This is a genomic window from Bradyrhizobium sp. AZCC 2176, assembly GCF_036924645.1.
In the GTDB taxonomy this organism is placed as follows: domain Bacteria; phylum Pseudomonadota; class Alphaproteobacteria; order Rhizobiales; family Xanthobacteraceae; genus Bradyrhizobium.
In genome coordinates, this window is sequence record NZ_JAZHRX010000001.1 from 1,638,564 (window position 1) to 1,658,992 (window position 20,429).

The 20,429-nt window shown below is 61.8% G+C and carries 19 protein-coding genes and 1 tRNA gene; 8 read left to right on the plus strand and 12 right to left on the minus strand.

Annotated features, from left to right (window positions below; genetic code table 11):
• Nucleotides 1-14 precede the first annotated feature (14 nt).
• Nucleotides 15-821 carry an SDR family NAD(P)-dependent oxidoreductase gene (locus tag V1288_RS07410; protein ID WP_334356433.1) on the minus strand — a complete coding sequence of 269 codons (807 nt, stop codon included), beginning with the start codon at nucleotides 819-821 and terminating at the stop codon, nucleotides 15-17.
• A gap of 575 nt (nucleotides 822-1,396) precedes the next feature.
• A complete protein-coding gene (locus V1288_RS07415; protein WP_334356434.1) occupies nucleotides 1,397-2,551 on the minus strand; it encodes an IS110 family transposase in 1,155 nt (384 codons plus the stop codon).
• A 275-nt stretch (nucleotides 2,552-2,826) separates the two neighbouring features.
• Here V1288_RS07415 and V1288_RS07420 point away from each other — a divergent pair, with 275 nt between their 5' ends.
• The 3 genes from V1288_RS07420 (at nucleotide 2,827) to V1288_RS07430 (ending at nucleotide 7,525) form a co-directional block, all read left to right on the plus strand.
• Nucleotides 2,827-4,854, plus strand: coding sequence for a TRAP transporter permease (locus V1288_RS07420; RefSeq protein WP_334356435.1), 2,028 nt, complete (start codon nucleotides 2,827-2,829; stop codon nucleotides 4,852-4,854).
• Between the two features lie 26 nt (nucleotides 4,855-4,880).
• Complete coding sequence (locus V1288_RS07425; RefSeq protein ID WP_334356436.1) at nucleotides 4,881-5,846, plus strand: TAXI family TRAP transporter solute-binding subunit; 966 nt, start codon at nucleotides 4,881-4,883, stop codon at nucleotides 5,844-5,846.
• 461 nt (nucleotides 5,847-6,307) lie between these two features.
• Complete coding sequence (locus V1288_RS07430; protein ID WP_334356437.1) at nucleotides 6,308-7,525, plus strand: EAL domain-containing response regulator; 1,218 nt, start codon at nucleotides 6,308-6,310, stop codon at nucleotides 7,523-7,525.
• Nucleotides 7,526-7,532: 7 nt separating this feature from the next.
• Here V1288_RS07430 and V1288_RS07435 read toward each other — a convergent pair whose 3' ends face one another.
• Nucleotides 7,533-8,012 (minus strand): hypothetical protein, encoded by a 480-nt coding sequence (locus V1288_RS07435; RefSeq protein WP_334356438.1) that lies wholly within the window; start codon nucleotides 8,010-8,012, stop codon nucleotides 7,533-7,535.
• A gap of 199 nt (nucleotides 8,013-8,211) precedes the next feature.
• Here V1288_RS07435 and V1288_RS07440 point away from each other — a divergent pair, with 199 nt between their 5' ends.
• Nucleotides 8,212-8,517: a hypothetical protein gene (locus V1288_RS07440; protein ID WP_334356439.1), complete on the plus strand. Its 306-nt coding sequence runs from the start codon at nucleotides 8,212-8,214 to the stop codon at nucleotides 8,515-8,517.
• A 44-nt stretch (nucleotides 8,518-8,561) separates the two neighbouring features.
• Here V1288_RS07440 and V1288_RS07445 read toward each other — a convergent pair whose 3' ends face one another.
• The 3 genes from V1288_RS07445 to V1288_RS07455 form a co-directional block, all read right to left on the minus strand.
• Complete coding sequence (locus tag V1288_RS07445) at nucleotides 8,562-9,758, minus strand: hypothetical protein (protein ID WP_334356440.1); 1,197 nt, start codon at nucleotides 9,756-9,758, stop codon at nucleotides 8,562-8,564.
• An 89-nt stretch (nucleotides 9,759-9,847) separates the two neighbouring features.
• Nucleotides 9,848-10,828 carry a Bug family tripartite tricarboxylate transporter substrate binding protein gene (locus V1288_RS07450; RefSeq protein WP_334356441.1) on the minus strand — a complete coding sequence of 327 codons (981 nt, stop codon included), beginning with the start codon at nucleotides 10,826-10,828 and terminating at the stop codon, nucleotides 9,848-9,850.
• 141 nt (nucleotides 10,829-10,969) lie between these two features.
• The gene (locus V1288_RS07455) at nucleotides 10,970-11,596 is read right to left on the minus strand and encodes an NUDIX hydrolase (RefSeq protein WP_334356442.1); all 627 of its coding nucleotides are present in this window, start codon (nucleotides 11,594-11,596) and stop codon (nucleotides 10,970-10,972) included.
• A 79-nt stretch (nucleotides 11,597-11,675) separates the two neighbouring features.
• Here V1288_RS07455 and V1288_RS07460 point away from each other — a divergent pair, with 79 nt between their 5' ends.
• The 3 genes from V1288_RS07460 (at nucleotide 11,676) to V1288_RS07470 (ending at nucleotide 13,609) form a co-directional block, all read left to right on the plus strand.
• Complete coding sequence (locus V1288_RS07460) at nucleotides 11,676-12,101, plus strand: PaaI family thioesterase (protein WP_334356443.1); 426 nt, start codon at nucleotides 11,676-11,678, stop codon at nucleotides 12,099-12,101.
• Between the two features lie 127 nt (nucleotides 12,102-12,228).
• Complete coding sequence (locus tag V1288_RS07465; RefSeq protein WP_334356444.1) at nucleotides 12,229-13,251, plus strand: aldo/keto reductase; 1,023 nt, start codon at nucleotides 12,229-12,231, stop codon at nucleotides 13,249-13,251.
• A gap of 112 nt (nucleotides 13,252-13,363) precedes the next feature.
• Complete coding sequence (locus V1288_RS07470) at nucleotides 13,364-13,609, plus strand: PilZ domain-containing protein (protein WP_334356445.1); 246 nt, start codon at nucleotides 13,364-13,366, stop codon at nucleotides 13,607-13,609.
• 89 nt (nucleotides 13,610-13,698) lie between these two features.
• Here the strand turns inward: V1288_RS07470 and V1288_RS07475 are convergent, their stop codons facing one another.
• A complete protein-coding gene (locus V1288_RS07475; protein WP_334356446.1) occupies nucleotides 13,699-13,989 on the minus strand; it encodes a hypothetical protein in 291 nt (96 codons plus the stop codon).
• Nucleotides 13,990-14,306: 317 nt separating this feature from the next.
• Entirely contained in the window at nucleotides 14,307-14,495 is a 189-nt protein-coding gene (locus V1288_RS07480) for a hypothetical protein (RefSeq protein WP_334356447.1), read from the minus strand.
• A gap of 167 nt (nucleotides 14,496-14,662) precedes the next feature.
• Between V1288_RS07480 and V1288_RS07485 the strand changes: the two genes are divergently transcribed.
• On the plus strand, nucleotides 14,663-15,133 hold the full coding sequence (locus V1288_RS07485; RefSeq protein ID WP_334356448.1) for a YciE/YciF ferroxidase family protein: 471 nt from the start codon (nucleotides 14,663-14,665) through the stop codon (nucleotides 15,131-15,133).
• Between the two features lie 436 nt (nucleotides 15,134-15,569).
• Here the strand turns inward: V1288_RS07485 and V1288_RS07490 are convergent, their stop codons facing one another.
• The 4 genes from V1288_RS07490 to V1288_RS07505 all read right to left on the minus strand — a co-directional run bounded on the left by V1288_RS07490 (nucleotide 15,570) and on the right by V1288_RS07505 (nucleotide 20,402).
• Entirely contained in the window at nucleotides 15,570-18,221 is a 2,652-nt protein-coding gene (locus tag V1288_RS07490) for a bifunctional diguanylate cyclase/phosphodiesterase (RefSeq protein WP_334356449.1), read from the minus strand.
• An 810-nt stretch (nucleotides 18,222-19,031) separates the two neighbouring features.
• Nucleotides 19,032-19,454 carry a DUF1810 domain-containing protein gene (locus tag V1288_RS07495; RefSeq protein WP_334356450.1) on the minus strand — a complete coding sequence of 141 codons (423 nt, stop codon included), beginning with the start codon at nucleotides 19,452-19,454 and terminating at the stop codon, nucleotides 19,032-19,034.
• Nucleotides 19,451-19,921, minus strand: a complete 471-nt coding sequence (locus tag V1288_RS07500; RefSeq protein WP_334356451.1) for an NUDIX domain-containing protein — start codon at nucleotides 19,919-19,921, stop codon at nucleotides 19,451-19,453. The genes V1288_RS07495 and V1288_RS07500 overlap by 4 nt, the downstream gene beginning before the upstream one ends.
• 405 nt (nucleotides 19,922-20,326) lie before the next feature.
• Nucleotides 20,327-20,402 (minus strand) — tRNA-Phe (locus V1288_RS07505).
• Nucleotides 20,403-20,429 lie beyond the last annotated feature (27 nt).

A 20,429-nucleotide genomic window follows, 5' to 3' on the forward strand; every position in this document is an offset into this window, starting at 1 on the left:
GGGGCAATCGCGCGTCAAGCGCCCGACTTGCTCGTGATACCGCCATCGACCACGAGCTCGATGCCGGTGACATATTTCGATTCATCGGACGCCAGAAACAGCGCCGCATTGGCGACGTCCCAGGCATCGCCCATGTGCCCCATCGGCACCTGCGCGTCGCGCGCGCGCCACATCGCCTCGATGTCGCCCGCCGAATAGCTGGCTGCGAGCCCGGCGGAGTGCTCGACCATCGGCGTCTTCATCAGGCCCGGCAGAATGCAGTTGACCCGGACATGGTCGCGCGCGAATTGCACGGCGGTCGTCTTCGTCATCTGGTTCATCGCCGCCTTCGAGGCGCCATAGGTCACATAGGAAATGCCAAGGTGACGGATCGAGGCGATCGATGAGATGTTGATGATCGAGCCGCCGCCCTGCTTCTGCATCACGGGAATGACGTGCTTCATCGCAAAATAGGCGCTCTTGAGATTGACCGCGAAGACGTGATCCCAGCTCGCCTCGTTGACCTCGACGACATTTCCCATCTCGGCAATGCCGACATTGTTGTCGAGCACGTCGATACGGCCATAGGCCTTGAGGCACGCCGCCACCATCGCCTCCACCTCGGCTTCGCGCGAGACGTCGGCGGTAAAGGCGGCCGCCTTGCCGCCCTCGCCGCTGATGATCTCCACGGTTTCCTTTGCTGCCGCCGCGTTGCGGTCGACGCAAAATACCTGCGCGCCCTCGCGCGCGAAGGTGACGGCGGCCGCTTTGCCGTTGCCCCAGCCGGGGCCGATCGATCCCGCACCCACCACCATCGCCGTCTTGCCCTTGAGCCGTTCCATCGACTTCTTCTCCCTTTCAAACTGTTTTCGTGTAGCCCGGGTGAAGCGAAGCGAAACCCGGGAGTCTCGTTCGGCTTTTCCTTGGATTGCGCTTCGCTCCACCCAGGCTTGTATGGGGTAGTAGTTGTCAAGGGGATTGATCGATCAGGGCATGGCTTTGCCTTTGGCATGTTCGGTGGAGGGCGATGCGCCCTTTGATCCCGATGGATAGCCGCTGCGCCGGACGCAGCCACCGTCAAGGTTGGCCGCAGGCCACCGCCGGAGGCGGCGCGGAGCGGCCTTGACGGTGGCGAGGCCGGAGCAAAGCTTTCGGATCGGGACGTTTCGAGGCGCGCGATTGACGGCTTGACGTGATGTCCGGGACTGGGCCGTGACGTCGTTATGCGGCCAACACCGCATCAACTTGTATCCGGTCGGGTGTGGTGGCCCGAACCCTGATCTTTCATGCACGGGTGAAGGTAAGGCCCAGAAGAGACGGGACCCATCTACGAAAGCGGAATCCGAAGACCCAAGCCCGGGTTCGGTCACACGTCTGTCCTGGGTCACGTCGGTCGTCATTGGCGCACCGGCGTTGCTTAAAAGCTCGGACGCATGACGGCGCCGCTCGGCACGAGGCCGGTCTCCAGATAGCGCCAGAGGGCCACCATCAGCTTGCGCGCCAGCGCCACGATGGCGATCTTGCGGATGCGGCCCTTGAGGTTACCAACCCGCTCGCGGAACCAGCGGCTCAGCTCGGTGTCGGGCTGATGCCTCAGCCACAGCCAGGCGAGCTCGATTGCGGTGGTTCGCGCACGGCGGTTGCCAGCTTTGCTGATGCCCTGTTGTCGACGGCGGGCGCCGCTGTCGTAGGGCACGTCGGTTAGTCCGACGCAGCTGCCGAGCTGACGGCGGTTCTTAAAGTCACGGTAGAAGACCTCGTTGGCCAGGAGCTGGGCGATGTGCGGGCCAATCGCCTTGAGTTGGGCAAGCTGAACCGCCTTCGCCTCTGCCGAGTCCTTTGCCGGGGTCCGATGCGCGGCCGCATTCGCTGCCTCGAGCCCCTTGATCTGCTTGTGTACCAATACCAGCCGCTCATGCTCGCGACGGATCTCGTCCTTCAGCCGTGGCGGCAGAACGCGGCCATCGCCGGTACGCATCGCATCCAGACTCGCCAAGAAGCCCGGCTTCAGGGGCATGACATCGCGGATGCCCTGGCCATGCAGCAGCCCCTTGATCCGGTTGCTGTGCCCGGTGCGCTCCTGCAGCAGCCGCTCGCGCTCGCGCGTACGCCGCTTGCGATCCTCGTCCTCAGGCGTGGGAACCCGAACCATGCTGCAAACCCGCGGTTCGCCGCGCAGGTAAGCCAGAAACGAGCGCATCAACTGCGCCAAGTCGATCCGATCGGTCTTGGCCCGCCGTGCCCGCCGGTTCACCTCGATGCTCGACGCATCGATCTCGTGATTGAGCACCTCGTTGTCGGCCAGCCAGCGGTGCAGCCAATGACCGTCGAGACCGGCTTCATAGCACGACAGAATACGAACCAGCTTCCCCGTCTGCTCCGCCTTCGATCGAGCCTTGACCAGCAAAGCTGCCAACGCCGCCAAGTCGCCACCGTCAATCCGGTAACGGCTCATCTTCTCGGTACCGGGCAGCATGATGCCTAGCTGCCATTTCGCCTTGCTCAGTTCGAAAGCAACGTAAACTGTGGCATACTTGCAGCCGGCGGGTGTGTCAGCGTGATCTGTGCACATCGTGGATCCTCTGGGTGAGTGGGTGGTCGCAAACTCAACTTACCCCCTGACCACCTGCCACCCCATAGGATCTACGGATTGTTCTCGCCTGAGAAATTGGCCGGGAAATTGGACGGACGAGGATCTCGGGTCAACCGGTCCGATAGATTAAAAAAGATGCCCGGACATAGGCCGAAAAGCCCCTTGCCACGGCTACTCAAATTGGACTGAATGCGCCCCGCGAAAGACCCGGGGGACACCGGGTCTAAAGAGTTAACGGGGTCCCCGGGGAAAGCATGGCTGCAGACAAGACAACGCCGCCCAATGACGAGATCGTCGCGGTATCCGACGAAGCCCTCCAGAAGGCAGAATCCTTCGTCGAGGCAGAAGAAGGCGCGGCCAATCGCCTGATGGGATGGGCGGGCAGGATATCGACCACGATTGCGGTGGTCATGAGCCTGTTTCACCTCTACGCGGCCTACGCCATCGTTCCGACCCAGGAACTGCGCTACACCCATGTCGCCTTCACGCTGGTCCTGAGCTTCCTGCTGTTTCCGCTGGCGACACGCTTTCGCAACCGCGTGCGCTGGTGGGACATTGTCCCCGGGATCGTCGCGGTCGCCACCATCGTCTATGCGCTGTGGGGCGGCGAGGATTTCACCGACCGCGCCACCATGCCCGACCGCTGGGACGTGATCGTCGGCATCGTCTTCATCGTGCTGCTGCTGGAGGCGACGCGGCGCACCACCGGCGCGATCATGCCCGTGGTGTCGCTGCTGTTCATCGCTTACGCCATGCTCGGTCCGTATCTGCCGGCGCCATGGACCCATCGCGGCTACGACCTGGCCCGGCTGGTCGGTCATCTCTTCATCACGCTGGAGGGCATTTTCGGCGTCGCCGTCGACGTATCGGCGACGCTGATCATCCTGTTCACCATCTATGGCGCGTTCCTGCAGCATTCCGGCGCCGGCAAGTTCTTCATCGATTTCTCGCTGGCCCTGATGGGCGGAAAGCCCAACAGCGCCGGACGCACCGTGGTACTGTCGTCATTCCTGCTCGGCGGCCCTTCCGGATCGGGCGTAGCCACGACAGTCATGATCGGCACCGTGGCCTATCCGATGATGGCCAAGGCCGGCTTCGAGAAGAACGCGGCGGGCGGATTGCTGGCCGCCGGCGGGCTGGGCGCGATCCTGTCGCCGCCGGTGCTGGGGGCGGCAGCGTTCCTGATCGCCGAGTTTCTCAAGATCAGCTATCTCGACGTGATCTGGATGGCGACCATCCCGACCTGTCTCTATTACATGTCGCTCTTGTTCATGGTCGAACTGGACGCCAAGAAATTCGGCGCGAAGGATGTCACCTTCAAGCCGGAGCTAACGCTGGGCGAGATGACGAAGCGTTACGGCTTTCACTTCATTTCGCTGCTCGCCGTCGTCGTCTTCATGGTGATCGGCTACTCGCCGACACTGTCGGTGTTCTATGCCATTGTCGTTACCTTCGCGCTGAGCTTCCTGCGCCGGGAAACCGCGCTGGTGCCGACCAAGCTGGTGAAGGCGCTGGCCGACGGCTCGATCGGCGCGCTCAATGCCGCGGCCACCTGCGCCTGTGCCGGCATCGTCGTCGGCGTCGTGACGCTGACGGGTCTTGGCCTGAAATTCTCGGCGATCGTCATCAGCTATGCCGGCGGCAGCCTGTTGCTGACCGCGATCTACACCTCGCTGATCGTCTGGATCATCGGCCTCGCGGTGCCGGTAACCGCCTCCTACATCATCTGCGCGGTCATCGCGGCGCCCGCGCTGATTAAGCTCGGCGTGCCCGATTACGCCGCGCACATGTTCATTTTCTATTATGCCGTGTTGTCCGAGGTGTCGCCGCCGACCGCGCTTTCGCCATTCGCGGCCGCCGCCATCACCGGCGGCGATCCCTACAAGACCACGCTGCAATCCTGGAAATACACGCTGCCGGCGTTCCTGGTGCCGTTCGTGTTCGTGCTCGACCCGCAGGGCCCTGGCCTTTTGCTGTCGATCCCGAAGGGCGGGTCATGGGTCGATATTGTCGAGATCACGATCAAGACGACCTTCGGCCTGTTGGCGCTGGCGGCATTTGCCCAGAACTGGGCGCTGCGACAAAATACGCCGGTGGAGCGCGGGCTGCTTCTGCTATCCGGGTTGCTGCTGGTGTTTCCAAGCCTGATCGAGGCGATCGTCGAATGGATCATCGGCCGCGATATCAGCTACACCTATGTGCCGGGCCTGATCATCGGTCTCGGCGTGGTGCTGTGGCAGGCCAGAACGCGGTCGCCAACGCGACCGGCGCTCACAACTTAGTCAGGAAGCGATTGAGGATGAAAACAATGAAGAAGACCGTAGCCATACTGGCCATGACGATTTCTGCTGGTCTCGCCTTGGCGGGCGCAGCCCACGCCCAGCAGAAGACCATGTCGATCGGGACCGGCGGCACCGGCGGCGTCTATTACCCGCTCGGCGGCGCGGTTGCCAACGTGCTCTCGAAGAACCTTCCCAACATGCAGGCCACCGCCGAGGTCACCGGCGGCTCCGTCGACAATCTCAAGCTGATCGGCGCCGGCAAGAGCGAGCTTGGCTTCACCATGGCCGATGCCGCGCTCGATGCGCTCAAGGGCGAGGACAAGTTCAAGAGCGGCAAGCTGCCCTTGCAGGCGCTGCTCGTGGTCTATCCGAACCGGATGCATGTGGTGACGGTGGAAGGCACGGGCATCCAGACCATGGCAGACCTGAAGGGCAAGCGCGTTTCGACGGGATCGCCCGGCAGCGCCACCGAAGTGATGGCGTTCCGCGTTATCGAGGCCGCCGGTCTCGATAAGGACAAGGACATGAAGCGCGAGCGGCTTGGCGTTGCGGAATCCGTCAACGCCGTCAAGGACCGCAAGATCGACGCGTTCTTCTGGGTCGGCGGCATCCCGACCGCCGCCGTGACCGATCTCGCGGCGACGCCCGGCATCAAGATGAAGTTGATCGACCATGGCGACCTGGCCGAGAAGATGAACGCCAAATACGGCAAGCTCTATTCGCCGAGCAAGATCAAGGCGGGCTCGTATCCCGGCTACGACAAGGACAATTCCATCACCGAGGTCTGGAACCTGATCGTCACCGGAGACAAGATGAGCAATGAGGACGCCTACAGCATCGTCAAGACGCTGGTGGAGAAGAAGGCCGATATCGTCGCCGTGCACAAGGAAGCCGAGAGTTTTTCGCTCGACAACCAGGTGCAGGAGCGTTCGCCGATCCCGTTCCATCCCGGCGCGCTGAAATACTTCAAGGAAAAGGGTGTCGGCGGCTAGACGTCAGTCTTCACCGCCCGACGGCGGGAAGCGCTGTCCGGATGCGGGCTTTAGTGACCGCGGCCTGCCAAGGGCCGCGGTCTTTTTTTGCTGAAGGAAAGTTGTGCATCGCGTCATTGCTGCTCCTGCGAAGAAGCACGAAGGCTTACGACGGAGGTGATCTCAAATCGCGAACATCGCGGCGCCGACAAGCGACCACAGGCGTTAACACGCGGCGCTGATCAAATGTTGCCCAGCTCGACGCCACTTCATTGAAGCGGCCCGTCGCCTCCACGAAATCGACGAATGCGCTTGTCTGGCCTGGCGGCGCGCCACCATGGCGGGGGCAATTTCGCTAAAATTTTATTCGTGTCGGCGGCTTTAACCCTACTGAAGTAATCATGTGGCCTCCCGCAAAATTCCATCATTGCGACCTCAACGCGGATGTACCACTGGCGCGGGGTATCTGTCGGGAGGCGACCATGGAGCAGATCAATTTTAACGAGCATTCACGCGCAGCACACTTCGGGCATCGGAAGCTGACGCCCAGGGCCTGCGTCGTCGACAGCAAAAAGCACCTCCGGTTGTTCCTTTCCGACGCTCTCGAGGATCTTGGATTCGTGACCTGCGAATGCGGTCAGGCCGGCGATCTGGCAGGCGTATTGCAGGCGGAGCAGCCGGACCTGATTGTGCTCAGCGTGTGTGTCGACGGGATCAATGTCGGCGAAATTCTCGAAGTCATTGTCCGGAAAAATTTCGGCGGCAAGGTTCTCGTCATCGGTCAACCGGACTCGATCATGGTTAAGGCCGTCAGGCAAATTGGCGAGGAATACAATATTGCCATGCTGCCCTCGTTGCAGACGCCTTTCGGCGCGGCGAGCCTGCGCGCCAGCGTCGCGACGCTGCTGCCGGCCGAGCCGGCGCCAAGTCCCGCCGTCGATGTCGCCGAGGCATTGAAGGCCGGCTGGCTCGAATTGTGGTATCAGCGGAAGATCAACACCCGCACGCTGGTGCCCAGCGGCGCTGAGGCGCTGGTGCGGATGCGGCATCCTGCCTGGGGCGTAGTGCCACCGGCCTATTTCATTCCCGACGACAAGGACCCGCATTTTCGCAGCCTGTCCGAATTCGTGGTCGGCCGCGCCATCGAGGACTGGCGCTATCTGCTGGAGAGCCAGGGTCCGGTCGACCTTTCGATCAACCTGCCGGTATCGTTCTTCGGCAATGCGCCGGCGGTGCGCGATCTGTGCCGCGCCATGCCCGCCCACCCGGCCTTCGGCGGACTGTTAATCGAAATCAACAGCAGCGAGGTGGTCGAGCATCCGGACCTGGCGGTGGACGCTGCAAGGCGTCTGCGCCTGCACAATATCGCGATCGCCATCGACAATGTCGGCGCGGAATGGCCGTCTCTGCTGGAGCTCCGCAGCTTCCCTTTCGTCGAGCTGAAAGTCGACCAGCAATACGTCAACGGCTGCGCCGACGACCGGCTGAAGCAGACGATCTGCCGGCGCATTATCGAGCTGGCCCGGGACAACGGCGCCCGCGCCGTCGCCCAGGGCATCGAAAGCCGCGCCGACTACCTCGCCGCGCACGATATGGGGTTCGATCAGGTCCAGGGCTACCTGTTCGGCAAGCCGGTGGCGGTGCGGAAGTTTGCTCGCTCCCGCCCCCAGCTCGCGACCGGCGCCGACAAGATGCCCTGAGCGGGGCTTACTCGAACTTCATGTCGATGCATTTCGAGATATCGGAGCCGAGGCCGGACGAGATGATGATGCAGCCGCGCACCTTCAGATTATTGTTGTCGCTGGCCCACACCGCATAGCCGCCGGGACCGAAGAACGAATTGGTATTCGGCGGCTCGGTTTCGGTGGCATCGAACGAATAGCTCGAATCGGTATCGAAGATCCGCGGCTTCTTGGTGCAGCCGCCGTCGGCCTGCACGTTGATGACCTCCTTGTTGTCCCGCGTCAGAGCCAGCGAGACCTGGCAGCGGAAATATTCCGAGGTCTTGATGTTGAACACGTAAGCATAGGACTTGCAGGTCGAGGTGTTGAGCTTGCCCGCGCTCAATCCCCGGCTGCAGGCAATCCGCTGGTTGTTGCTGAGCTTGAAATTGTCGGCCTCTGCCGCGGAAGCCAGCGTCATGAACGACAGCGCAACACCCAGACCGATCTTCATGACGTAGTTCATCCTGACCATCCCTATGACGTTTTTCGCAATGCATGCTTGTAGCTGGAAAGGCGAACATAGTCGCGAAGTCGAACGCGGGAAATCACAAAGTCTCAAGGGCGGTGTGATGCGTCGAAGGTGCCAATTGACGGCGCAATACCGTTCGTGATTTGTTCAAAGCGTGGGGTAAGAGGCCGAAGGCTCATGGGGAGAATGGATGATGACGAGTGTTTCAACGAAGACGATTGTGGCGGTAGCCGTCCTGGCGGGGTTTTCGACTTCCGCATTTGCGCAAGGCGCTGCGCCGACACCGTGGGAGCTGAAGTCTGACATGGGCTATGCCTACGGCAAGGACGGCAAGACGCTTTCCTACAAGATGGGCACCAACAATGCAGGCCTGCTGCTCAAGGGCGCCAAGAAGGTGCCGAAGGGCACCTTGTTTTTCATCGGCCAGAACGGACAGCTCTATATGCGCTCCGGCCCCTATCTGGAGAGCGACGGCAAGTTCATGTTCGGGAGCGAATGAGCTTTCTCCCCTTCTCCCTTGTGGGAGAAGGGAAGAGAGGAAACCTAAAACGCCGCCGCCAATTCCTTCGCGCCGGGCTTGGCACTGTTGAAATCCATGCGCTCGTCGGTCACCGCGAGCAGCTTCGCCACGGTGTTGTGGCGGATCGCGACGGGGTTGCGCTCGTAGCCGCCGCGCTGGAAGAAATTCGAGGTCGGCACCCGCTCGCGCATCGCCTGCGGCATGGTCACCATGTCGAGACCGGTGCCGTCGCCGGTCAGGTTCATCATTTCGAGCTCGGCGGCCGAGAGCGCGCGATTGTAGCCCTTGGCGCGCGCGAAGATCACCGATGTCAGCAGCTTGTGGGTCTGCAGCATCGGCCCGACGTCGATATCGAGCACCATGGCGTGCACCGCCCAGCCCTGCGGGGTGTTGGCGAGTTTCTCATGCTCGGACCATGTGTCCGGCACGGTGCGCGTAAAGGCCACCATCTTTTTCAGCACGGCAAGCTTGTGGTCCATCGCCCTGCGCGGCGCGCCCGACAAATTCGCAGCCCTCGCCGTCAATTCCCGAATGAATTCGTGGCCCTGTTCGGCCAGCAATTCGACGCTGTTGGTGGTGAGCAACTGATTGTAGCCGATCGCGGTCGAGATCGCGCGGGAGCCCGGCCGCGAGGCGCTCAAACCCGACTGCATGTCGTAATCGCCGTTGCCACCGGTCTCGAACGAATAGACCCGCACCACCTGCTCGCGCGTCAGGCCCGCGGCCAGCGCGTAGCGGGCATAGGCGCGCTTGAAGGTGACTTCGGATGACGGCCGCTGCGGCACGAACTCGAAATGGTCGGCGGCCGCTTTCAGGAAATCGGCGACCACCGGCAGCGGCTTGCGCTCGCGCGGCGGCTTCTCTTCTTCCGGCTCCGGACTAACCGGCCGGTTCGGACCGGTGTAGACCGGCGGCTGCGTCAACACGTAATCGTCCAGCGCGATGCTCTGGCGTTCGCGCCGCTTGGCGTTGCGGCCCTTTCGTTTCTCGGAGATCGACGACCAATAGGCTCCGGCCTCCTCCTCAAACGCGGCGCGCGCTTCCTGGTATTCCCTGAGCTTCCGGCGATATTCGGCAATCGCCTGCGGCGAGGCCGCTTGCGCCATCGCGTCGGCGGTTGAGGGTGAGGGTGTGCCGGCATCCATCGCCATTGCAGGCGCGCCCGCGACCAGCGCGAGCGCGACGAATCCGGAACCCAAGCGAATCAACGGCAGGCGCATCGGCCCCTTGTAGCAAGCGCGCCCGCGATGTCAGCCCCGAAACGGCCCGACTTTTCTTGCCTTCTCTCTTGTGGGAGAAAGTGGCTGTCCTACTCCTGCTCGACGCCGCTGGCTTTCACGAGCTGCGACCATTTCTTCTCATCCTTGTCGATGAAGGCGGCATAGTCTTCCGGCGTGCCGGGCGTGATCTCGGTGCCGTCATTGCCCAATTGCTTCTTCACCTCGTCGGAGGCGAGCGCGTCGCGCAGCGCCTTGTTGAGCTTGTCGATGATCGGCCGAGGCGTGCCGGCGGGCGCGACGAGGCCGTAATAGAGCGAGGCGTCGAAACCGGACAGGCCCGCTTCGATCATCGTCGGCACCTCAGGCAGCAGGCCCGATCGGGTGACGCTGGTCACCGCGAGCGCGCGCAGCTTGCCGGCGGAGACATTGGCATGCGAGGCCGGGATCGGAGCGAACGCCATCGGGATGTGGCCGCCCAACAGATCGGTCAGCGCCGGACCGGTGCCCTTGTAGGGGATGTGCACCAGCTTGATGCCGGCGGCGCGCGCGAAATATTCGCCGGTGATGTGGCTGGCGGTGCCGGCGCCGGCCGAGCCGAAATTGACCTTGTCGGGATTGGCCTTCGCATAGGCGACCAGTTCGGCGACGGACTTGGCCGGGAATGACGGATGCACGACGAGCGAATTCGGCGCATTGCCGATCATGCCGATCGGCGCAAAATCCTTGCGCGGATCGTAGCCGGGATTCTTGTAGAGCGAGGGACCGATTGCGAGCGTGCCGGTGTAGCCCAGCAGCAGCGTGTAGCCATCGGGATCGCTTTTGGCAACCGCCTTGGTGCCGACCGTGCCGCCGGCGCCGGGGCGGTTGTCGACCACGACCTTCTCGCCGAGCAGTTCGCTCATCTTGTCGGCAATGGCGCGGCCGACGATCGAGGTGCTGCCGCCGGGCGCGAATGGAATGACCAGCGTGATGGCGCGGGCGGGATAATTTTGTGCTCGCGCTGAATCGAAGGCTACGCTCACACCGAGCAGTGCGACGACGACATAAATGCGTTTGATCCACGTGGACATGATGAGCGCGCTCCCAAGACTGTTCTTATTGTTGGCGCGGCCATCGTCGCTGAAACAACTGGCATTCGCAAGTTGACTTCCGAATGAGGCGCTCACGTCGTCACCGCATCGCATCTCGCATGGTGAGATGGATGCGCGATCCTACCTCCACGCGAATACCGGCTGCTCCAGCTCGGCCACGCGGGTGTCACGGCCCGCCAGCACTTCGGCAAATTGATAGATCAGCGCCGCCGTCGGCGCGTGGATGTGCTGGCCGGCATGACGGAAGCGGATCACGCGCCGCGTGCTTTCAGGGATCGTGGTGAAGCTGAAGGCGTCGCTTCGCTCGATGTCGGCAAGCGCTATGCGATGCACCGACGCGACCTCCGCGGGGTTGAGCACGAAATCGGCGCTGTTGCTCACCCAGACCACCACAGGCGTAATGAGATAGCCTGATCGCGTCGGGTAATCGTCGAGCAGGCCGAGCACATCGGCCTCGGCGAGACCAACGCCAAGCTCTTCGTGAAGCTCGCGCAGCGCGGCCTGCGCCTGCGTCTCGCCATGGTCGCAGCGCCCGCCCGGCAACGCCCATTGGGCGGCGTGCGAACGCAAGGTCGCGGCGCGGCGGGTCAGTAGAAACGTCGTCCCCGCGCCGGCCTCGGCTTCCGTCAGCGCAATCGCCACCGCGGCCCGCTTCAGCTCAGGCGAGGCCCCGGACGGTGCCCGCGTGAACGCTGCGCAGAGCTCTGCGATATTCCGCCTTGTGGTATCGTCAAATGACCGGGCCATCCCGCTTGACTACAACACCAGCGCATCAGATGAAATGACCCGGACCGCATGACAACCCGCAGGAAACGGAACACACGACATGACAGCCAAGGCCGCGGACAAACTGAAATCCGACGGCTGGAAGATCGCCGAAACCACCGGCTTCCTGCACCTGATCGGGCCGCTATGGCAGCGCGTGGTCGACGGCACGCACGAATACGCGCTTGCTACCGAGGACAAGCACCACAACCGCCGCGGCCTGGTGCAAGGCGGCGTGATCATGACTTTTGCGGATCGGACTTGCGGCATGACCGCCCGCTTCGTCTCGGGCAGGCCGACGCTGGCGACCGTGCAGCTCGATACGCACTTCGTCGAAGCCGGCAAGATCGGCGAGGTTTTGGTGTCGAAGCCGCATGTGGTACGCTCGACCCGCAGCCTCATCTTCATCACGACGGAAGTAACAGTCGACAAGCGCTGTATCGCGATGGCGAGCGGTGTGTTCAAGATATTGAAGAATGAGGGTTGAGACACACCGTCATTCCGGGATGGTCCGAAGGACCAGACCTCAGATGCGCAATTGCGCATCGGGGAATCTCGAGATTCCGGGTTCGATGCTACGCATCGCCCCGGAATGACGAAATCATGGAGGACCCATGCAATACCGCCAACTCGGCCGCAGCGGCCTGAAGATTTCGCCGATCTGCCTGGGCACCATGATGTTCGGCGGGCCGACCGACGAGGCGACGTCGTCGCGCATCATTGCGAAAGCGCGCGAGGCCGGCATCAACTTCATCGACTCTGCCGACGCCTATAATGGCGGCCAGTCCGAGCAGGTGGTCGGCCGAGGCATCTCCAACAACAGGCACAACTGGATTTTGGCGACCAAACTCGCCAACCAGGTCGGCGATGATCCCAATCGCGGCGGGCTGTCGCGGCGCTGGGTGCTGCAGGCGGCGGAAGAAAGTCTGAAACGGCTCGGCACCGACTTCATCGATATCTACTATTTGCACAAGGAGGACCACGCGACGCCGCTGGAGGAGACAGTGCGCGCGATCGGCGACCTGATGCGCCAGGGCAAGATCCGCTATTTCGGCGTTTCGAACTATCGCGCCTGGCGCGTCGCCGAGATCTGCAACATCTGCGACCAGAACGGCATCGACCGCCCAATCGTCAGCCAGCCCTATTACAACGCCATGAACCGCATGCCCGAGGTCGAGCACTTCCCGGCCTGCGGCTATTACGGCCTCGGCATCGTGCCCTATAGCCCCTTGGCGCGCGGTGTGCTGACCGGCAAGTACAGACCGGACGCCGCGCCCGACAAGGAGACACGCGCCGGCCGCGCCGACAAGCGCATGATGCAGACCGAATGGCGGCCGGAATCCCTGCAGCTCGCCCAGCAGATCAAGCGGCACGCCGAAGCGCGCGGCATCACCGCCGGGCAGTTCGCGGTGTCATGGGTGCTGAATTCGTCGTTTGTCTCGGCGGTGATCGCGGGCCCGCGCACCGAGGAACAATGGGACGACTACCTGAAGGCGCTCGACTATCGCTTCACGGCCGAAGACGAGGCGCTGATCGACCGCCTGGTGGTGAGCGGCCACCCCTCGACGCCGGGGTTCAATGACCCGGCCTATCCGATCGAGGGGCGGCGGGCGCGGACGGATGGCCAAGCCCGATAGGCTGATAGAACCGCCCTCTGGCAGCCCACCATTGTATCGTGGCTTGGATGAACGGTAACGGGATAGTAACCTCGACCGACGAAACTTCCCCATTCAGGTGGAGGTCCAAGTGGTGGACGAGCACAGAACAGCACCACGGCGACGGTTTTTGAAGGCGGGCAAGATTTCGTTTGGCGGCGGCGCGGCCATCGATTGCACGATCCGCAATCTTTCCGAAACCGGCGCCGCACTCGAGGTGATCTCCCCCGTCGGCATTCCCGAACGCTTTACGCTGGTGATCGAAGCCGACCACCTCCATCTGCCGTGTCGCGTGGTCTGGCGAAAAGAGAAGCGGATCGGGGTTCATTTCGAAGCCTGACCGGCGCCGGCGCCATTGGCACAATCGCGGCGGATCCGGCCGCGTGACCGGACCCGCCGCGAAAGAATCGCTTCTCACAGAAGCAGCGCTCAGTGTCTGGATTCGAGGCTGACGATCACGCCAGTGGGCTCGGGCTCGTGCGGCGACAGTTTCGTCAGCGTCTCATCGCTCCAATAAGCAAGGTTGACAATCATGCCGACCGGCGTATCCGGCTCGGAAGCCTCGGTCGGTTCCAGGACATTGAGCCCGCCGCTGTCGATAAAGAACGTGTGATCGCCAAACATGCTGGCCAGTTGCGGGACCACCGGATGATCGTCGGGAAGCGCCTGGGCTTCGAATTGCATCAAGGCGCGTTCCACCTGTGCCGAGTTCAATTTCATGCACGACTCCTTAACATGGCTTCTGGTTGATTGAGGGCCGCGCAACGGCTTGACCGCACACGGCTGCTTCCTGCGGAGGATACGAAAAGCGTCAAGCGTGTTGGATCCTGATCGCTCGTCCCCGCCAGCGCAGCGCGCTGGTCCGCAAGTTCTCTTTTCAATCCGCGCGCACCGCGAATTGAACCCGGGACAGTGGTGCCTGTTTCCGCCCGTTCAACCCGGCAACGAAATTAAATTGGCAATGTTCCGCAGAAAGGTTGTTTCCTGCGGCTGTCGCGTGGAACCGCGCGGAACGCCACGGCTACGCCGACAGCTTGCTATCTTGCGTCGGGAATCGGATGCCGCCTTGCCAGTTCGTCGAGCGGCAGATGCGCTTCCTCGTCGCTCAGCGCGAAACGAACGATGACGTCCTGACGGCCGACCTGCCCCCAAAGCCCGTCCGATGACCATTTCTGCGGCATCGGCCCGCGCAGGCCTTCGACCCAGACAAAGTACCATTCCGTCATCAAACACCTCTCCGGCTCCCCGAGGGCGGAACCAGATGCGCCGCGGCCCCGTTGAAAGGACATCGCGAGGCCTCGAACGCGACGCCGACCGGTTCGCTGCCGGTTCTTTCCCGAACAAGGGATGCCATCATAAGGATCTCGCCATGGAAATCAGCACTTTCAAGGACATGTATCTCGCCGAATTGCAGGAGCTGGTGAGCGTCGAGGAGCAGCTTGCGGAAGCGCTGCTGCGCATGGCGGCCGCCGCGTCGCACCCGGCATTGAAGGACGCCCTGGTGGACCATCATGCGGAAACCATCGCGCAGAAGGAGCGCCTTGTGGCCATCCTTCGCACGCATGGCGCCGACCCGGCGGCGCATGTCGATCAGGCCATGCAGGCCCTGATCCGTGAAACCCGCAAGATGCTCAGCATCGTTGAGGGCGACGATCTTCGCGATGCGGGCCTGATCGCATCCGCGCAGAAACTCGAGCACTACGAGATTGCCGCTTACGGCTCGGCCGCAGCGCTAGCCGGCCAACTCGACCTGCGTGATGAGCAGAGGATGTTGCACGACAGCCTGCTGGAAGAGAAAGAAGCCGACGCCGTTCTCACCGACATCGCCAAGGGCGAAGTCAATCCGGACGCGCTGGCGGCGTGAGGGCGGCAGACGGACCGCACCCGCAAACATCTCGTTTACGACAGTGGCTTGAACCTTCGGGCGACGACACGCACCCTCGTCATGGATCATTGTTCGGATTCAACTGTCAAACAGCGAGAGGGTACGCGTCCGCGTTCTCGCGGCATAAAGCGCCCGAGCTTTGCATCACTTTCGCCCTTAACCGAAGCAAAGGGCGCAGGGAAAGCCGGGTGCACGCTGCACCCGCGGTCTCGTGTGCAATGCGCAGAAGCAATGGCGCACACGAGCATACAGGTCCAGCGGAGGCATCCCGGCTTTCCCTGCGCGATGGGTTACGGCTTACTTCGTGCTCTTCCCGGTGAACGGCTTTCTTGCCACCGTCGACATGCGGGATCGGCGCAGCCAAAACCCGGATGTCGCTTCGCTCATCCGGGCTACACTTACTTTGTTGAACCTGCTAGGCGACGGCTTGCCGCTCGCGCTCGGAGAGGACTTGTAGCAACAATTCGCCGAACGGCACGGGCTTGCTGAAGACGTAACCCTGGCCCAAGGCAATTCCGAGCGAGCGAATCTTTTCGATCTGCTCGTATGTCTCGACGCCTTCAGCGACGATCGAGAGGTTCAACGTCTTCGCAAGCTGGACGATCGATCCGAGGACGGCAACGGTCTCGGAGCGACCGATCCGGTCGATGAAGGACTTGTCGATCTTGACCTTGTTGAACGGAAAAGCGGTCAGATAAGACAGCGATGAATAGCCGACGCCGAAATCGTCGAGCGCAATGGAAACGCCAAGCCTCTTCAGGCGTTCGAGCGTCTTGAGATTTTCCTGGCTGTCAGCCAGAAAGACGCTCTCGGTGATCTCGAGCTCCAGCCGTGTTTCCGCAAGTCCGCTGTCTGCCAACGCGTCCATCACGAAATCGACAAGATTGCCGCCCGCAAATTGCAGAGCGGACAGGTTGACCGCAACCTGGATATCATCGGGTAGCATCACGGCATGGCGACACGCCTTGGCGAGCACCAGATTGCCGAGCTCGCCGATCAGCCCACTCTCTTCCGCAAGCGGAATGAATTCAGCGGGAGGGATCAAGCCTCTGGTCTTGTGGCGCCAGCGCGCCAGCGCCTCAACCGACGTTGCGCGGCCCGTAGAGAGCTCGAACACGGGCTGATAGAAGACCTCAATCTCTTCGCGCCAGATCGCCTCGCGAAACTCGATTTCAAGGATGTCGCGCTGGTCGGCTTCGGCCTTGAGCTCCGGCGAGTAGAGATTGAAACAATTTCGACCGGCATTCTTCGACTTGTAGAGCGCAAGGTCGGCATTGCGAAGAATTTCATCGGTGCGCGTGCCATGCTCCGGTACCAGGGCGACGCCGATGCTGCATCCGATCCCGACCGGGTGGCCGTCTATTTCATAGGGTTCGGCAATTGCCTGGACCAACCGCGCGGCCAGTGTTGCGGCGCCGTCCTGCAGCGCGGACGGCCCCGGCGCCACGATCAGCGCAAACTCGTCACCGCCGATCCGCGCCGCCGTATCGACGTCCCGGGCCTGCGCCTTGATTCGACCAGCGACTTGCTTGAGAAGCGCATCGCCGCATTGGTGGCCGAGCGCGTCGTTGACGGACTTGAACTTATCGAGATCCAGGAGGAGCACTGCGAACGGCGCATTGTGCAGAAGATACTTGTCCAGCGCTTCGTCAAGGGACCCCTTGAACAGGTTACGGTTCGCAAGGCCGGTCAGGCTGTCGTAGTGAGCCAGCCGCTCGATCCGGTCTTCGGAAGCCTTGCGTTCGGTGATGTCTTCATGCGTCGCAACCCAGCCGCCGCTCTCGCGACGTCCATAGGAAATATAGATGACGCGTCCGTCCGGAAACTGCAGCGTGTTCGAGGTGTTTTCCGATTTGGCGAGCCGGTCCTTCAGGTCAGCCAGATAGGCGTCGAGATCGCGCACGGCGTCCTGGTTTGCAAACACCTCCCGGAAATTCATGCCGATCCGGACGTTGTCAGGCGAAAGCTCATAGGCGTCGAGCCATTGTCGATTGAACGCGATCAGGCGATCGTTGCCATCGAACATGCTCAGCCCTTGCGGCAGGTTTCGCAGAGCGTCCTCGAATTTGCTCACGGAGTCGCGCAATTCGCGCTGTGCGCCGTCGAGAGCCTTCTGTCTTCGCCAGTGGAGCGCGGTCGCCACCAGGATGATGAAAGTGAGCAGAAGCGCTCCGCCGAGATAGATTTTCTGCCTGGCTTGAGCGCGCGAATAGATCGCCTGCTCCGAAATGCCGGCTGTAAAGATCAGCGGAAAAGCGCGCGATCTGCGCGCGGTGATCAATCTGTTGCTCCGATTCGGCCGACCTTCGCGCCCGCTCCAATTCCAATATTGGCTATAGGAGCCGTCCTGTAACTCGCCTCCAACGTGGCCGGGACTGCGCCGTCCCAGCACCGAGCCTTGGTCTATTCCCCGCGCGGCGAGCACGATGTAGTCGGCATTCCTGAGAACAAGGGTTCCTCCGACACCGAGCTTTGCGGTGTCGTAGAACCTGCCGACCACGTCCACACTGATCGAGCCGACGACGACGCCCGCCGGATTTTTTCCGCGGTCGAACAGCTTTCTTGCGAGCTGGATGGTCCATTTGTTCGACGCCCGCCCGAGCACCGGCTTTGCGACATAGAGCCGATCTTCGGCCAGCTCCATCGCCTTGATGAAGTGCTCCCGGTCTCCGAGATAGAGCGGCGGGCCGGAGTAGCCGGTCGTCGTATCGAGCAAATAGCCGTCCGGTCCGATCAGCGCGAACTGAACCACGTCGCCGGTCGCCATCTGCGCTTTGTCGGCCCAAAATTTCAGGCTGAAGGCGGCCGGATCCTGTGCGTAGAGCGAGCGTGCAACCCGCAGTGACTGATCTACCCGTTCGAATATCCGCTCGGTATTTTCCTCGAACAATTCAGCGACACTATTTCCGTGCGCCCGCGCTTGTTGCAGCGCTTCCTCCCGTTCCGAAGACGTGATCGCAAAGTAGCCGATCCACACAAGCGGCAAGAAGAACAGCGCGATTTGCAGCGGGGCATTTCGCAGGATTGCTTTTGCAGCTTTGCGGACCAATCTGCGGGCGTGAATCACGGCGCGTGATTCCGCACGAACCGGAACCGGACAGTTACGCGCTCTAAGCTTGGCAACGCCGTCAAATATGACATCGACTATCTTTGCCTGAAGCGCCCGAGGTCCGCATGGCCGCGGCCGGGCACTGCCGAGATCTTGCAATCCAGGGAAGGTAGGGTCAGCAGCCTTAAGTTTTGGTTTCGCGCAGGCGCAAGGTTTATGTTTAAAGCCCCGTAAGACCACGGAGATAGCTGCAATCCGGCGCCCTGGCTGATCTCTATATTGCCGACCAGCGCGTTTGGGCGCGGAGCCTACAAAACGACACAGCGAGTAGCCCGCATGAGCGAAGTGACATGCGGGACGGTGCCCCCCGCGGCAGCAGGGATTGAATGGGAGCAGCCGCCCGTCGATCGTCCTTGGTATCTCGTTAGGATACTAAAGCATTGCAATACGTATCGCTGCGTTCTGGATGAACATCCAGGCGCGCTACGATCTCGAAGCAGCCGAAGACGTGCTCGCGCCGGAGATCAAGAAGATCGCGTCTTACAAGGCGGCGTGAGAGGCGTCGCTCAAATTACAATTACGATGACAGTGCACTTTAGCGGAAATGTTTAGATTCAGACTTCTATTGTTTACTCTTTATGGTTGCGTCAGTATGCGAGCATGAACCGGGGGAAGAATCACCGTGATCGACATTGCAGACGCCGACGCGAACTTGCTTTTTAAATCAGTCGGCAGCAAGTAGCCCGCATGAGCGAAGCAACATGCGGGGATCGGTACTACCTCAACCTGGATATCGCTTTGCTCATCGGGGCTACGTTTGCTTAGGCCCTAACCGCCAAGTAGCTCCAGCGTTCGGCAATCGGCCACACCGCCATAGTATTTGGCGATCGCGGCAGGAAACGCGGGATCGGAAGATACCGCGGCGAACAAGGTCATCGACGAGCGAAACTTCAGATCGTCAGGGCTGCCGAGAATCTCCCGGATGGTCTTGCCTTCAACGGCGTTGACGAGAGCGGTGCATTCGAGAAGCCGAGGCCCCAGGATATCGTGCTTGAGATAGGCGATCGCCTCGTCGCGCGAGACGATCGCATAGCGCTGCGCCATTTCGCTAAAGCCGAGACCGGCGAGCTGAGGGAAGATGAACCACATCCAGTGGCTTTGCTTGCGGCCACGGCTCAACTCGGCCACGACGCGCTGGTAAACCGGCGCTTGCGCATCGACAAAGCGCTTCAGATCAAACGGACCATTCATGGCGGCGTTCCTGATTGGCCGACAAGCTCGGCAAGGCGATCGAGCAGCGGCCGCTGGCCTTCGAGAATCTTCGCCCGTGCCGCAGCCAGGTCAAACCATTCCGCGCGATCGATCTCCGGGAATGTCTGCATCTTGCCGCTTCTCGGCGGCCATTCGATCTCAAACGTATTGCTCCGGATGGCGTGAACATCGAGATCGCCTTCGACGGCGAAGGCGATCACCCGCTTTCCAGCACGCTGGCGAATTTCGCCCAGTGGTTCGAGTGGCTGACCCGCAAGCACCGCGCCAGTCTCCTCGGCGAATTCACGCCTCGCAACGGCGCTGGCATCCTCCTCTCCGTCCACCTCTCCCTTCGGGATCGACCATGCGACCTCGTCCTTGCGTCGCCAGTAAGGTCCGCCCGGATGCACGAGGAGGACTTCCAGCCCCGTCCCGCTGCAACGGTACATCAGGATGCCCGCGCTCAAGTGTGATCGACGTGCCGCCTTCAATGATCCTTGCTCCAGCAAGTAGCCCGCATGAGCAAAGCGATAGCGGGTATCGGTACAACCAAAACCTGGATGTCGGTTCAATCATCCGGGCTGTGCTCGCTGTCGAGCCGCTGGCTAAACCGCTCCGCCAAGCTTGGCATGTGGGCCAGGTATCGAACAACCGCTCGGTCTCACAGGATTTTTCGGTCCTACCCATGATTGATCGCGCTGCAGCGCACCGTGGCAGCGTGCTACGTAATTCAGATTGATTGGTAATGGAACCAAGGGAACGGTGCGTAGGGACGAAAAGTCCATCTTCGCTTTCGCTCACGCGTCGCCGGACACGCTTCGCCATTGTGATCTTACGTCGCCACGCCACGCGGAGCCCGGGCGGGCGAAGCATGGTGCCCAGGGGCGGGATCGAACCACCGACACTGCGATTTTCAGTCGCATGCTCTACCAACTGAGCTACCTGGGCTTACTCGAAGGCCCAAAGGCCGGGCGA